At 63.8% G+C, this 13,557-nt stretch carries 14 protein-coding genes and 1 pseudogene; 3 read left to right on the plus strand and 12 right to left on the minus strand.

From position 1 onward, the window contains the following. The first annotated feature begins 104 nt into the window (after positions 1–104). Positions 105–368, plus strand: a complete 264-nt coding sequence (locus LAJ19_RS21445) for a hypothetical protein (protein WP_225524897.1) — start codon at positions 105–107, stop codon at positions 366–368. A 573-nt stretch (positions 369–941) separates the two neighbouring features. Here the strand turns inward: LAJ19_RS21445 and LAJ19_RS21450 are convergent. Continuing rightward, positions 942–2,303: pseudogene (locus LAJ19_RS21450) on the minus strand (IS701 family transposase). A gap of 64 nt (positions 2,304–2,367) precedes the next feature. Between LAJ19_RS21450 and LAJ19_RS21455 the strand changes: the two are divergent. Then, positions 2,368–2,925 carry a hypothetical protein gene (locus LAJ19_RS21455; protein WP_225524899.1) on the plus strand — a complete coding sequence of 186 codons (558 nt, stop codon included), beginning with the start codon at positions 2,368–2,370 and terminating at the stop codon, positions 2,923–2,925. Positions 2,926–3,258: 333 nt separating this feature from the next. Here LAJ19_RS21455 and LAJ19_RS21460 read toward each other — a convergent pair whose 3' ends face one another. From LAJ19_RS21460 to LAJ19_RS21470, 3 genes are all read right to left on the minus strand, one after another. Continuing rightward, positions 3,259–3,933 (minus strand): hypothetical protein, encoded by a 675-nt coding sequence (locus LAJ19_RS21460; protein ID WP_225524900.1) that lies wholly within the window; start codon positions 3,931–3,933, stop codon positions 3,259–3,261. Next, positions 3,930–5,750, minus strand: a complete 1,821-nt coding sequence (locus tag LAJ19_RS21465; RefSeq protein ID WP_225524901.1) for a hypothetical protein — start codon at positions 5,748–5,750, stop codon at positions 3,930–3,932. Before LAJ19_RS21465 ends, LAJ19_RS21460 begins: the two co-directional genes overlap by 4 nt. Positions 5,751–6,039: 289 nt before the next feature. After that, positions 6,040–7,410: a tyrosine-type recombinase/integrase gene (locus LAJ19_RS21470; RefSeq protein ID WP_225524902.1), complete on the minus strand. Its 1,371-nt coding sequence runs from the start codon at positions 7,408–7,410 to the stop codon at positions 6,040–6,042. A gap of 295 nt (positions 7,411–7,705) precedes the next feature. Here LAJ19_RS21470 and LAJ19_RS21475 point away from each other — a divergent pair, with 295 nt between their 5' ends. Next, complete coding sequence (locus LAJ19_RS21475; RefSeq protein ID WP_225524903.1) at positions 7,706–8,233, plus strand: hypothetical protein; 528 nt, start codon at positions 7,706–7,708, stop codon at positions 8,231–8,233. Positions 8,234–8,236: 3 nt separating this feature from the next. Here LAJ19_RS21475 and LAJ19_RS21480 read toward each other — a convergent pair whose 3' ends face one another. The 8 genes from LAJ19_RS21480 to LAJ19_RS21515 form a co-directional block, all read right to left on the minus strand. Further along, on the minus strand, positions 8,237–8,476 hold the full coding sequence (locus LAJ19_RS21480; protein ID WP_255639978.1) for a helix-turn-helix domain-containing protein: 240 nt from the start codon (positions 8,474–8,476) through the stop codon (positions 8,237–8,239). Positions 8,477–8,480: 4 nt separating this feature from the next. After that, positions 8,481–9,245 carry a DUF2442 domain-containing protein gene (locus tag LAJ19_RS21485; protein WP_225524905.1) on the minus strand — a complete coding sequence of 255 codons (765 nt, stop codon included), beginning with the start codon at positions 9,243–9,245 and terminating at the stop codon, positions 8,481–8,483. Further along, positions 9,232–9,501: a hypothetical protein gene (locus LAJ19_RS21490; protein ID WP_225524906.1), complete on the minus strand. Its 270-nt coding sequence runs from the start codon at positions 9,499–9,501 to the stop codon at positions 9,232–9,234. The genes LAJ19_RS21485 and LAJ19_RS21490 overlap by 14 nt, the downstream gene beginning before the upstream one ends. A gap of 1,122 nt (positions 9,502–10,623) precedes the next feature. Further along, positions 10,624–11,220 carry an SOS response-associated peptidase gene (locus LAJ19_RS21495; RefSeq protein ID WP_225524848.1) on the minus strand — a complete coding sequence of 199 codons (597 nt, stop codon included), beginning with the start codon at positions 11,218–11,220 and terminating at the stop codon, positions 10,624–10,626. A gap of 232 nt (positions 11,221–11,452) precedes the next feature. Beyond that, on the minus strand, positions 11,453–11,674 hold the full coding sequence (locus LAJ19_RS21500) for a hypothetical protein (protein WP_225524849.1): 222 nt from the start codon (positions 11,672–11,674) through the stop codon (positions 11,453–11,455). 13 nt (positions 11,675–11,687) lie between these two features. After that, positions 11,688–12,698, minus strand: coding sequence for an excalibur calcium-binding domain-containing protein (locus LAJ19_RS21505; protein WP_225524850.1), 1,011 nt, complete (start codon positions 12,696–12,698; stop codon positions 11,688–11,690). Continuing rightward, the gene (locus tag LAJ19_RS21510; protein ID WP_225524851.1) at positions 12,695–12,988 is read right to left on the minus strand and encodes a DUF3006 domain-containing protein; all 294 of its coding nucleotides are present in this window, start codon (positions 12,986–12,988) and stop codon (positions 12,695–12,697) included. The genes LAJ19_RS21505 and LAJ19_RS21510 overlap by 4 nt, the downstream gene beginning before the upstream one ends. Before the next feature lie 148 nt (positions 12,989–13,136). Further along, a complete protein-coding gene (locus LAJ19_RS21515) occupies positions 13,137–13,541 on the minus strand; it encodes a hypothetical protein (RefSeq protein ID WP_225524852.1) in 405 nt (134 codons plus the stop codon). Positions 13,542–13,557: the final 16 nt, after the last annotated feature.

Consider the following 13,557-nt stretch of genomic DNA (forward strand, 5'->3'; position numbering starts at 1 on the left):
ATGACCTTGCCCCGGACGAAATCCCCGAAGATGACGCCTTTGGACCCCGTGATGATTGACGGATAGCTCCACCCATTCCCCGGACCGAGTGGATAAGCTGTGGCATGACCAAGAGAGAGAACGTGGCCATTCACTTGGCCGGGCATGCCAGTCCTGTGTCTTTCAGTGTGGACGAGAGCGAGCTGTCGACGCTTCTGCAGGTCGCCGAGCAGCAGGCGGGCTGCGTGGCATTGCCGTCGCCGCAAGGCCTCGCGTACATCTACGGCCGCCACATTCAGCGCATCATCCGGCCTGAATTCCGAAATGAGCGCACTTTGGAATCTGTTGGAGAAGCCGAAGGGTCCATCGTCACAGACAGCGCGCTCTAATCTCCAAGTCTTCTGATAAGCCCCGCTCAGGCGGGGTCTTGACGGTCACGCTTATTCGAATCAGCTGAACATGAACCCGGTTGAACAGCGCCGGTTGGCTCTGACCCGCGTGGCAAAGGAAGGGCACCCCGCGCAGGCGCGGGATGCAGTGCTCTGGCAGGTTCAGCAGGTGCTCACGTGATCGGGCTCCACAGCCGAACCGGTGCGGGGGCAGATCCTGGAACGGCAGGGCCTGTCGGCCCCGGTGATCGACGCCCGCACGGAACAACTGCAGCTGATGCCGTTCTGCTCCTGAGCGGGAAGGCGGTGACCAGTCGCAGCCCACCGTCTACCTTGAGCAGCCCTCCCTCGGCGGCTGGCTCACCTGGAGCCGGGGCCTGGTCATCTTGAGCTGACTGCGCGTCCGGTTCCCCTTATTGATAACGGCACAGGTTCGCCTTGCTCCCGTCCAGCCCCGTCGGCGATCAAGCTCACCCAGACACCTGAAGTTCGGCGGCGACCGATACAAAGCAACGCCGTGATCAATAGTGGTAGTCCGTTGACTGTAGGCACATATGATGTCCTGGACGTCATTTACGCGATATAGAGCGGAAGTGGGTCGCCCTGTCCCACCCGTTGAAGGAGTCGTCGGAGTGGCCGAGGAGGTCGCATGGTGGTGTACGCGCGCCAGGCTCGCCACACCCACACGAAGGGTTCCAGCCACAGCCTGACCTGACGTCACAGGACACTCCAACCGGGCGGGTGCGATGCACCCGCCTGATGCGCATCTGCGTCAGAATCTGCAGGCGCTTGATCGTCCCACCAATGCAGAAAACAGAACGCCGCGCAGACCAGACTCCAATGCCGTCGCAACGCCAGATCAGATCTGGCCTGACAATGCGTCCATCCCAGATGCTGCTTCACTTCGCGATACGCCTGCTCGATCCGGGGACGGCGCGCATAGAGCCGCGCCACCTCAAGCGAAGAGGCCGGAGGCGTCGACACCCGGAACGGCGACACGTCCTGTTCGTCCTCGCGCAGGTTCGTGATCAGGTACTGGGTGGTGTCAGCCGGGAGTGACACCGGATCCGGTGTCACGACCACCAGGCGCAACGCGCGCCCAGGACCATACGGCCCTCCAGCCGCTTCAGTGATCCAGAACGGCCGTTCGTCGCCATTGGCAAACGTACGGGTGAACGGATGCCAGTCGGTCGGCGCTGCAAGCAGCGCCAGTTCTTCGACGCCTCCCGGCTCACCTTGCTCGTGCCACCAGGCGTATGAACTGGGCAGCGCCAGGACAAAGGGAACCGACTCCCTGAGCAGGGATGTCAGAAAAAACTCGTTGCGTCCGTACAGGCAGTCCGCGACCACGGCGCGGTACGGCCAGTTATGGCGCACCGCTTCAATCAACTCGGCGGCCAATTGAGGTTTGGTACGGAAGGCCGGATCGCTGGTCTTGCGTGGGAAGTGATGCGCGGGCGTGTCGGGCCTCAATTGCAGTGGGCAGTAGGCCTGTGGCGTGTCGTACAGCACGTGGACCGTCACGATCCCTGAATCCACTTTGCCCAGGCTGCCCAGGTCTTGTCGGCCCACGTGCGCAGTGTGCGTGCCGTACTTGCGGTCACCAGTCTCGTCGATGACCAGCACGGCGTCTTCTGTTGGCGCGGTGCGTTTCACGGTGCGCATGAGGTCCAGTCGCGCCTGATGCAGCGCATCCGGGTTCCAGGTGCTTTCCGAGAGAAACCACTGCAGTCGCTGAGCCGCTTTGTGGTGACTTCCGGACTTGCCGGGTTCCGTGTTGGCCAGCCCGGTAGCCGTCTTATGCCGTTCGGTGCCGATCAGCAAGCCCTGGAGGTAGACACGCAGCGCTTCGCGCTGCGTTGGACGAGTCAAGACATGGTCCAGCCGGGCGCAGTACTGGTCCAGTGGATCCGCCACCAGAACATCTGTATCCATGCTCCAGTGTGCACCTCAGACAGTCAACGGACTACCAATAGACTGCGAGGCCGGGAGGCCCGCCATGACGTTCGTCCACCACCCCACCACCCGCGACGTGGTCTACCTGAACGTCCTGCTCAATACGTTGGGCAGCCCGCAACGCCATCAGGTGGCGCAGGCCGCGCAACGCGCGCTCAACCGCGGAGAGATTAAGCCGCACGCCGGCTGGGGCGCCGACGCCCTGCGGTACACGCCAGCGCTTCGATACTGGTGGGCACGGACCATCCAAGTGGTCCACAGACCGGAGAACACACAGGACGACGAACTGAGCGCCCGACCATTGGCAGCGCCAGCCGAAGTACACCTCGAACAGGTGGTGCGAACTGCTTTTCCGGGTGTGCAGCCGTGGGCGCTCCACCTGCTGGGGACGCTGGGCGCAGCGCACCCACCTGGGGACGTTGCAGGCCTCGCGGCTAAGTGGTGGGACGTCATCGCGCGCCAGCGCGGCGCCACGCGGCTCATGGGCGTGCGCGGGACCCTGCCGCGCGCCCACGACACCTTCGCGCACCTGCAGAAGGTCGCCGCGAAGACCGCGCCACAGAGCCTCAACCGCGCACGCCCAAGGGGAACTCGACATTGACCTGAGTCTGGGTTCTTTCCAGAGCCTACCTACTTTGGATACTGCATGCGGGACGAGCGCTCACTGATGCGAGCGGCCAACACAACGTCTCCGCCAGACGTCATAACTACAGAAAATACGTCTAGCACGCAGAGTCAATCAATCTGCGGACAAATAGCGTCCTGCACGGCTAGAACTGATTTTCGCTACCTTGTTGCTTCGGCTGCGCACGGTCCTAGAGCGGAAAATCCCTGTAAGCCCACGATAGGGATCTTTAAGTGTTATCTAAAATCGTCGGTCCGTCATGTGCGCCTTGTACTGAGCGGAGTAGTTGTGTCGCAACACGGTCGGGGGTCATTGGAGGCTCATCACGTCTTCTCGGAGCATTGCGAAGTCTAGGTTCTCGAGGTGGCTCCGGTGTTCGGCGATCATCCCTTCAAGACGGATGGCTTTGCGCGCGAGAAATTCTTGTCGTGAGTTCCAGTAGTGCTGGTAGCGGCGCTGCACATCAGAGGATGGCACGAATTCATCGTCAGGGTAGACCTGACTGGTCGGCCATGGTCCCGAAACCCACCCAATGGCTTCGAACTGCTGGCGCCGACGCAGCAGGTACTGTTCCTGTTCCTCCAGATAAACCACGTACTCTGCGAGCGCTTTGTGTTGTGTTTCTCTGGAAACATACTTCTTTTTCCGGGCTCTGATGGCCCGAGTGGTGAAGCGGCGAGGGGGCGGCCACTTGGTGAATTTCGAGAAGTCGGGGGTGAGTTCCGCGGTGAGGTCCCTGTCCTGGGCCTCAGCCAGCAAGCGCCGCGCCTCTGGATTACGAGTGAAGATAGAGCGGTGCATCCGTGCATCTGGGTCGAATTGCCGGACCGTGGCAATCACATTTGAAACCCGAAGGTTCCGCTTGGAGGGTGGGAGATGCACCTGTTGTTCCGCGAGAAAGGCCAGCGCCTGTTTGACCAAGCGCAGATTGGACTGGGCGGAATTTCTGCGTGGGGCAGATTGATTCAGGGTTGGGTCGGTCATAGTCCTGTTGGGAGGCGGGCCTGAAGGGATTCCCAGAGGGTCAGCTGCTGCGGTATGGGTTGGAGGTGGGTGGTACTGGTCGTCTGGCCAAATGTGTACGTCAGGGTGGTGTCTTTATATCGGTGCCCGAGTCCCTCTTGAATGACGTGCAGTGGTGTTCCCAGGTCCAACCGGGCGAGGGTATTGGCATACCTAAGGTCATGGGCGGCAAAGAAATCTGCCAGTCCTTCCAATTCGACCCCTAGCGAGCAGTGACGCGCTAAGCCGCGCAGGTGAGTTTGTAGGAGGCAAGCAGTACCCGTCGAAAACAGGTACTTTCCAGTGGTGTAGCCCATTGCCTTGGCGCGTTCTGGATGGAGTACCGGCCAGCCTGGCCACCGCTCTTCGTGAAGGGCCATGAGATGGGTGATGTGCGGATTGAGTCTTTTCGGCACCTGATGAAATGTCGGCGTTTGTGGAGCGCGCTTTCCGTACTTCGCGAGCACCTGGAACGTGAAGTAGCCTTCACTTCTACCTGAATACCCCTTGTCGATCCGGATCTGCTGACCTTCGTGGATGCGCATTCCGGTCGCAAGGGTCAGCAGGACGAAGAGCGTGCCGTAGGCAACACCCGCACTCAACGCATCCATGTCGAGCAGGACGCGTGGCTGTTGACCTGCTGCACGCGCGCACGCGTAGTGCTGTTGGCAGAGGCGGTGCAGACCTCCTGATGGCCTCATTACCCCCGACCGTCCCTGGGTGAAGTCGAGCTTTCTATGGCCGGCCCCCAGCAGGCATTGCCGGAGGGCCGTGTCATACCAAGCGTCGTGTAAAACAGCGAAAAAAGGTTTTTCGAGAGGTTCGCCGCTCGGGCTATACGCCCCTAGATATTCGGTGAGGACGACGTCGGCGTGGCTGAATCGATTGGGCAGCGCGCTGCCCATGTCCCTCGCCTCCTGATCCAGGTGACGGTCTGTAGTGATTCGAAAGGAGAGGGTGGCCGAGTGATCGGGTAAGGTAACGTCGTACTGCAGGGGTGCGCGTCCCCCCTCGACGAACCGCAGCCGCGCTTCTTTCGCTGCGGCATAGAGTGCCTGAAACGCAAAAGAGCGGCATTCATTCACTAGAAACAGAGGCAAAATCTTCGGCATCAGCGCGTCGAGCCTGCGCTGTCGGCGCGCCGTTTGGTCCGCGCGGGCCTGGAGAAGGAGGTCATCCAGATCAAGGGGTGCCGAGAAGAGTGGCAGTGCCCAGGGAGCGAGTTGGCCCTCCAGGTGAGGTTCGTTTTCAATCAACCTTGTCTGAGCGTCCGTTGCCACAATGTACAACCGCAGGTTTTGTACCCGTGTTGACGCCATGAGGTGGCTGGTGCCCTCACTGACGCCCAGGGCGTAATTTCGTAAGTAGGTGTTGATGTTGCCTGGGGTCAGTGGGGACTCCTCGGGGCGGCGAAGGAGTGGGGCCAGCGAAGAGAGTGTGCCGGAGATCGTTCGTGGCGCATTGCGCTCCTGGCCGCGAGCGTTCTTTTCGCCCATCATGGCTGCGGCGATGTAGCCACAGGTAGCCGCCAGCCGAGCATCTTGCTGGCTCCACAACCACTTGGCAAGGTCTGCAAACCGGGGATTCGCCCCATGCTCTGATTCCGAGCGGGAGATCAGGAGGGAGACGATCACCGCAGGCAGGTGCGTGAGGTTCAGCCAGCCAAGGGCTGTCAGGTAGCGGCCGGGAAGGAGGGCTTGTGCCGCGACGTGGAGATCAGCCGGGGCGCGGCCCTCAGCCAAGGCACGGTCAAGGGCCCACCCCACCCGAATACTCTGGTCGCGGTCCCACCGGGTCATCCAGTCGCCGCTCGGACTGAGGGAGGCGAACTGAGCCGGTCGGCCCTGCGCCTCCCAAGCTTCGCTCCATACTTTCCTGAGCTTCCTCACCTGCCATCGACGCTGGTTCCACTGCGGGGGGGACTCTCAAGAACATACGTGACCAGCGCCGGGGCCCAGGGTTCGCAGGCGACCACCATCTCGTGCAGGCTGGACAGGAGTTTGGTTGGTGGTCTAGGCGCGCCCGAGGCACCCCAGGCGGTCACGCGGGCGCCCAGCAGAGGGTCGAGGCGTGAGGCCAGGTCAGTGATCACGCGGTCCCCACAGGCAGTGGCAAGATCCCGTCAGCCTGCAACTCGTCTAGGAGGCCGTTCATGATCGGGGGCGGTGGAGCGGCTTTCGATGCAATTGTCCGCATCCAGGCCTGCATCAAAAAGGTCACGGCGCCGCGGTGGTCGTAATGCTGTAGGGACCGCCAGGACAGCCATCCCATGTCCGTGACGTACGCCTCGACCGCCTTCACGCAGCCGAATTCCTCGTCGCCGTGCTCCGCCCATATTCGGTCCAGATCAGCGTTGATGTACCAGTGGCGGATGTGATGCGGGGAGATGATGAGTTGACCGCACGACATGTGCCGGGCGCTGCGCCGACGCAGTTTGGCCCACGCGGCCGCCCAGAACGCCGTGGGGCTATACGGGGTTTTCCGCTCGGTCAAGAAAACCGGGACACTGGCTGGATCGATCTTTTCGCGCCGCAGGTACTCCAGGTACCGCTCGGGGGTCCACGCCCTTGTTCTGAGCCATTTGACACAGCCGCTGTGATGCTCGTCGTATTTGGGCCGTTCAGTCAGAAAGTACGCGAGGAGGGCGCGCGTTGCCTCGTTGCTCAGGTCCACGAGTTTGCGTGGACTGTATCCCTGTCCCTTGGTGTGGAGCCGTACACGTGCGTTTAAACCCGCTGTGTCCATGCCAGCCCACGTCATGCCGCACACTTCGGCGACGCGCGCGCCGCTGCACAGCAGGAGTTCAAGCACAGCCAGGTCCCGCAGCCACCACATGGCAGCGCGCGCGGCCTTACGCAGGAGGCTTGGCAGTTCGGGATTATCGAGGACGCCCTGCGGGATGACGGCGCCTTTCTGAATCTGGTAGTACCCAAACGGGGTGCGGGACAGCGTGCCGTCATGCAATGTGCTGCGCCGCAGGAGATGTTGGTGGCGGCGCAATTGCCGCGCGCTGCAGCGCATGGCGTCAAGGGGGTGATCTGCGCGTAGCTTGAGTGTATTGAGGGCAGCAAACGCTAGTTTGAGCAGATAAAGCACGGTGTTGATCGTGGTGGGGGGGCTGGCAGGCCGGGCGCCGCACATCAGGCGGACAGACAAGAGCCCATGTTTGACCTGTACGCCGTACTGATCCCGGAAGACCTGTTCGATGGCTTGCCGGACGGCGCCCGGCTTGGCAGTCCAAGCCAAATTTGCGCATGCTCCGGCCTGGTTGATGCGGTGAAGCAGGCGGGCGCACTGCTGGGCCAGCTTGCCGCCGTGCGCTCGGGCGAGGTGGGTCGTGATGCGGCTGAGGACGCGCAGGAGACGGCATCCGTCATAGACGGCGTAGAGGTCACCTTTTTTCCGGAAAATAAGGTGGCTGGGCTGGTGTGGCCGCGTGGGCCCACTGGCGATGGACATGATCCCCCCGAATTGACAGGTCGGAGCGATGACGTTGCGTCATCGTTCAAGGCGGATGCGGCTCGGGGGGGACGTGGCCGCACGTGATGTGCCTTCTAAGAGCCTGTTTATTTGCGGGTGGATTTCCTTCCCGGAGGAGGGGCGCAAAAAGGGGTAAGACACTCATTGTAGGTCAGGGGCGTGCGCCGAGGCAAGGCATGAACTGATCCTGCCGGGCACGGAAAGCTCCCCTCCTTGTCCCCAAGCCCTTCAATAATTTATGCTTAATAAGCATATTCAGCAGCGGAGCGCCGTCATGACTCAGACTCTCACCGTCTTCGACCTCAAGTCACGGCCCTGGGCAATCCTGCGGGCCCTGGCGGACGGTCAGGACTTTCTCCTGCTTGAAGCGGGCCGCCCCGTTGGCCGCCTCGTCCCTTGCCCCGCCGAACCCAGCACTGGTGCCCCAACACTGGCACAAAGCCTTTCAGTGGACGCGCTCTGCGCACTTCTTGGCGACGAGGACCTCAGCCGCCTCTCCGGGGTGACCGCCGCAACGTTCGCCCTGGCACGCAGCCGCGGGACGTTCCCCGCTCACGTGCAGGCCCGGCTCGAAGCGGTCAGTGCAGCCGTTGCTCTGCAACTGCCGCTCGGCCCTGCCACGCGCATCCGGACATGGTGGCGCCGTCCTCATCCCGAGCTGGCCGGCCGCTCGCCCCTGGCGCACCTCGCTCTGGCTTGGACGCCAGGCGACGCCCACTCAGAGCAGGTGTTCCGAGTCATCCAGCGGCAGGACGCCCTTCAGCAGCTGACCTTGCGTCCCGGGCGTCCCGAGAGGCCCTGAGCGTCAAGGGTGCCCGGGGGACGGTTCCGAACTGTCTGGAAGCTCATCAATCATGCCCAACAACCACCGGGCGTCCGCGCGCAGCGCCCGGGCCAGCGCCACAACCTCAAAGTCATACACGCTCCGCTTCTCTTTCTCAATGCGGGTCAGGGTCGGCTGGCTGATCTCAAAACCTGACTCCTGGCGAATCCGCTCATGCAGATCCGCCAGGGTCAGCGCGCGGCGCAGGCGCAGCTCACGCACCCGTCTACCAACCACGTTGCTCGCTTCCCCCACGCCCTTCGCACTCGTCTGACGCCGAAGGGCGCTGGACCGTCTCACAGCGCAAATGTACCACGCACCCCGATTGAGGCGCCTCTGCCGGCGCCCTCAGCAGCATCAACAGGGGCGTCTCAATCAGGTCCAGGCGGCCGAACCGGATGCAGCCAGCGGCCGTGTGAACATGCGGCTGGTGTGGGCAGCGCTGAAGGGCGTGGTTCCACGGTTGCCGGATCAGACTGGGCAGCAGCGCGGCCGGGACCAGGCTGGTCAAGATCAAGGCAAGGTCACTCAGCCGGGCGTGGACGAGCTCAGCGGGTACCGGCTGGTACCGTTCGGCGATGCTGCGCCATTCGCTCTGCCGCAGGCCCAGGAGCGGCAGGAGGCGGTCCAGGGGGCGCACGTCAAGATAGGCATGCGGAGCGGGCTCCAGGCCTTTCAGGTACGGCAGCATGGGCCGGTACCGCTGCGCCTGCGGGAGCAGGGCGTCAAGCCCCACCGGGAGTGCGCCGTGCGGCGCGGCGCGGATGGAGGCCAGGTCCAGCGCAGCGCCGGACGGCCAGAGCACATGCTGCCCATCGGGCGACGGGACCGGCTGCCGGGCAATCTGGGGCCACCGCAGCGAGTGGTGCGTGCGCAGGGTGCATAGGGGCTCCAGATTCAGCAGGCGGGTCTGCCCGTCGTTCAGCGTCACCCACGTGTGGTGGTCGCCTTCAGCCCAGACGTCGGTGATTCGGAGGTCAGCTGGGCCCATGGGGCACTCCATAGGTGCTGACGAGGGTCGACACGGCTGTCCACACTTCATGCCGGGCGCAAGTCCAGGTCCCCTGGAAGGTCAGGGTCAGGCCGGGCTGCTCCGCTGCCGACCGCCGCACCTGCACGGGCGCGCTCGGATCAAAGGTCAGGGCCACCCCGCTGATGGCCTGCAGCAGTGGACGCCGGGGCCATGTCATGCCTGGAGGCACGAGCAGCAGCAGGACGGGAACGGTGAACTCAGCGTCACAGGACATGCTTACCACCGGCGCGTAGAACGGGCCAGGTTGTCTCCAGGGGGCGCGAAGTGTGGGACCGGGTGGGCGCCATGCTACGTGCCGATTTGGCTCGGTGAAGGGGGCAGCGAAGGTCAGCGGATTGTGCCATTGAGATCCTCTTCAACTCCTGTCACCAACGAATATGCTTAATAAGCATATTTCCCAGGGAGAGGGGCGTCAACCCAGCGCGCCCCAGCAGTTCACCGCTGGCCCGACACGTCCGGCGGTGCACTGAACCAAAGGACCTCGGCCCCCCGGCCCATACTGGTCACCCAGAAGGGGCGCCCACACCGCCAGCAGACACAGCTGCACCACACTTTCGGCGCTGCCCAGTACGCCAAAGGCAAGGCCCACCTGGAGGACCATCACTAGGGTCATGACCTTCACCGCCACTTCTGTTCTGGATGCGTTGTCAAGCGCGGTGAGTGGGCCGGACGAAGCCTTCTCGGCCGAGGCTGCACGAGGCTTATGAGCCAGGTCTTTGAAGGGATCTCGCTGACCTCTTGGGGCCGGCAACACAGCGATCAGAGGGCAAAAACTGGACCGTCAGGCTCCACCGCGGCCACGAACCTGAGAGCCTCTACCGCTGCGACCTGACTCTCGTCGACTATCCCTGAGACCAACGAGTATCGCTTGAGAAACTTGACGTTGATCTCGCGGACACCCGCACCTTGCAGCAGCTCAATCACAGTCTCTTGCTGAGCCTCGACCCTGCTTCTATCAGATTCAAGGTGATATGCACCAGCATCGTTGAACCTCCATGCTGCAGTGTACCCAGCCTTCTCGTACCTGAAGGTCCTTGGCTAGGCGCACTACGCCCCCCACCGAACCCCTACCCTGTCCCTGCCTCCGCGCCGGCTTCAGCGGGGTGAAAAGTTGGGCTCCCGCCTGCTCGCCGGCGCTTACCCATCTTCCTGCTGTTTGTTGAGGCCTCTGCTGGCACAGGGGAGGGGAGAGTAAGCCACAGGGCCCAAGTAAACCTGGCCCCTGGATCTCAATTCACATCCGTTCTGGCCACGCCTTTTCTCAAGCGCAGGCCGCATGAGCCGGATCACTGGCAGAGATGACTGGACCGCCCTACCCACTGACCTCAAAGACGGGTCAGTTCGCAGGAGTGACGGTGAGAAGACCAGGGCGCCAGCTGCCCGTCGTCACGGCCTTGGCGTCGGACGTTGAACCGCGTAGCCAAGCGTCCAGGTCCCGGGTGAGCAGCAGCGCCGGCATCCGGTCGTGCACCTCGGCGAGGTCCTCGGTGGGCGGGCGGGTGATGATCGTGCAACTCAGCAGCGGGCCGTCGGGAGTGTCCCGCTGTCCCCACAGCCCCAAGGCGAGCAGGGGCCGGTCATCCGGCCGGGCGATGCGGACCTTGCTTTTGTTCGGCCACTCGAAAAAGGCACTTAGGGGCACTACGCAGCGGCCACCCGCTTTGAACGCGTCCTTGAAGACCTTGCTGCGCTCGATGGTCTCGATGCGGGCGTTGAAGGTGGCGTACTTTTTCGCGGCTTGGAGATCCAGTCCAGGCGGAATGAGGCCCCAGCGGCCCGAACGTACTGTCCACGCCTCGTCCAGGGTAAGGAATGGGGCGGCCTGGGTGGGTTTGATTTCGGGCTGATCGGGCGAAGCCGCGTCGATCTGGAAGGTGTCGCGCAGGGTCTGGTGCATTCGTTCGGACAGGGTGAATTCAATTCGACCACACATGGTTCTGCCTCCTTGCGAATGAATAAATATATTACGTCTAGAGCGTAATTCTACCACAGAAGTCTCCCAGCGAGGCCTCGAGTGATCGCAGCACTCACAGCCTTCCCGCCTCACCTACGAGCGGCCATTGCTCCCCAGCGGCTCCGACCAACACCACAGATCAGCTGGTCGCGGCTTTCACCATGACCGTCAGCGCAGCCACGAGAAACAGCCGCAACAACAGTCCGAACACCTAACCCAGACACAACATCACGCCCGCCGCGAACAGCCGCGAGCCGCGACGACGGCCCGACAGCAACGTCACCCCCAGCCGGACGGGCGGCGTCAGCGCCCACAGCCACCACCCCGGGTGCAAGGGCGTGGTGAGCTGCTGGCCCAGCGTGACCCCAGCGAGCAGACCGCACAGCGTCGCCAGCAGCGGGGCCGCCAGTGGCGCCTGCCGAGTCAGGCTCACGCGCGGCAGCTCGCTATTCGCACGCGACCCCATCGCCATCGCGGTCGAGCTGGGTTGAATACCCGGCCTGGCCGCGCCGCAGCGGCGCCTTCCCGGCCGCCCGAACCGCCGTACAGTTCGCATACACCACGCCTGGAACCGCTGGAATCGGCGTGGGCGTCACCCTGGGGGCGGTGGGGCTGCGGGTGGCGACGGTGCCGGTACCCTTCGCCGCGCTGATCTGGTACGTGCCGCCGGGCTGCACGGTAACAGTCACGGTGCCGTTGAGATCCGTGCGGTAGATCGCGGCGTTCGCCTTCTTGTACAGCGCGAGCGCTTCAGCGGTCGGGTGGCCGTAATTGTTCGGCCCGACACCGATCACGACGTTCGCAGGGCGGACCGCCGCCAACCAGGCGGCGTTGTCTCCGTTCTTCGCGCCGTGGTGAATGCTCTTATACACGTCAATCGGCCCCAGTGTGGACGCGGGGAGCTGCCCCAGCCACGCTTTCGTTTCCGGCGTCTCGCTGTCCCCCGTCATCAGGGCCCGGAACGAGCCGTACGTCACGAGCAGCCCCACGCTGTTGGTGTTCTGGTCTTTCATACCTGGCGGTGGGGGCATTACGGTCAGCTTCACGCTGCCGAGGTTGATCACCTGGCTCTTGGCGATCAGGCCCTGCGTACCGGCCTGCGTCGCCGCGGTGACGAGCTTCTGCCAGATCTGCGTGGTCCCGGCCAGGCCATTGTTCAAGAAGTACTTCGGTTTGAACATCTGCACGGCGGGCACGAGGCCGGTGATGTGATCCGAGTCCGCGTGACTCGCGACGACCAGATCGAGCGATTTCACCTGGTACTGCGTGAGCAGGGTCTTCAGCCTCGCCTCGCTGCGGCCGCCGTCGTACAGGACGTTCTTCCCTTCAGGGCTGGTGATGAGCACCGCGTCGCCCTGCCCGACATCCAGGAACCGGATGGTCAGCACGCCACGCGGGGCGGCCTGAGCAGAGACTACCCCCAGGCACAGCGGGGCCAGGATCGCCAGCCGCCTCACAGCTCCAGCTCCCCGTCCGGGCTGCCGGCATTGAGGTCGCTCAACTCCGCCTGGGCGTGCTGGGTGCGCCGCCGCGTTTCAGCCCGGTCGATGCGGACGTGCCGGTGCCCGTTCTCCATCCGGACGTCCAGGATGTCGCCTTCCTGGACGTCCCGGGGCAGGTCACTGAGCCGCCAGATCTCGACGGTCCCATCGACGAGTTCAACGCGGGCGTGCTCGCCTTCGAGACCGTCCACGGTCACGCTCGTGGACGTGTGGGGCGACGTAGACGGTGGGGAGTCGTCGGTCATGCGTCACCGTAGCACCTGCTTGGTGAGTTAAAAGGGGGGAACAGTCAGGCGTTCACAGTCTCCAACTGGAACTGGCAAGCGTACGGTGCCACTCCGGACTTGCACCTGCGGCCCAGCTCCACGACATCCCCGTCAGGCGCACCTCTCGTCACGCCCCAGCCGCTTCCTGCGACCCCTCAGCGTGGCCGCGCCAGGGGGGCGTCGCCGCGCCGGGCGCGATGAGCCACGCGTTGCCGCTCCGCCAAACGGGCAGCCGCCCCTGCGCGGCCCACGCGGCCACGCGCTGTTTCGGATGCCCGTGCAGGTCCGCCCATTCCGGGAGGGACACCGCGGGCAGCGTCAGGCGTTCCGCTCGGCTCAGGCGCTTCACCAGAACCACTGGAAAGGCGGTGCCGTCCGGTTCAGGTTCATCCGGCCGGATCAACCACCCGACGCTCGACCGCCACACGCGCACGTCACCCCGTTGCGCCCAGGTGAGCGCACGCCCACTTCCCAGTTGACGTGCTGCCGACCATTCCGAGAGGAGCACGGCCGGGCAAGCAGGGTCGGGCATGCGTGCAGTGTGCCAT

It is taken from the genome of Deinococcus taeanensis (assembly GCF_020229735.1).
Lineage (GTDB): Bacteria > Deinococcota > Deinococci > Deinococcales > Deinococcaceae > Deinococcus > Deinococcus taeanensis.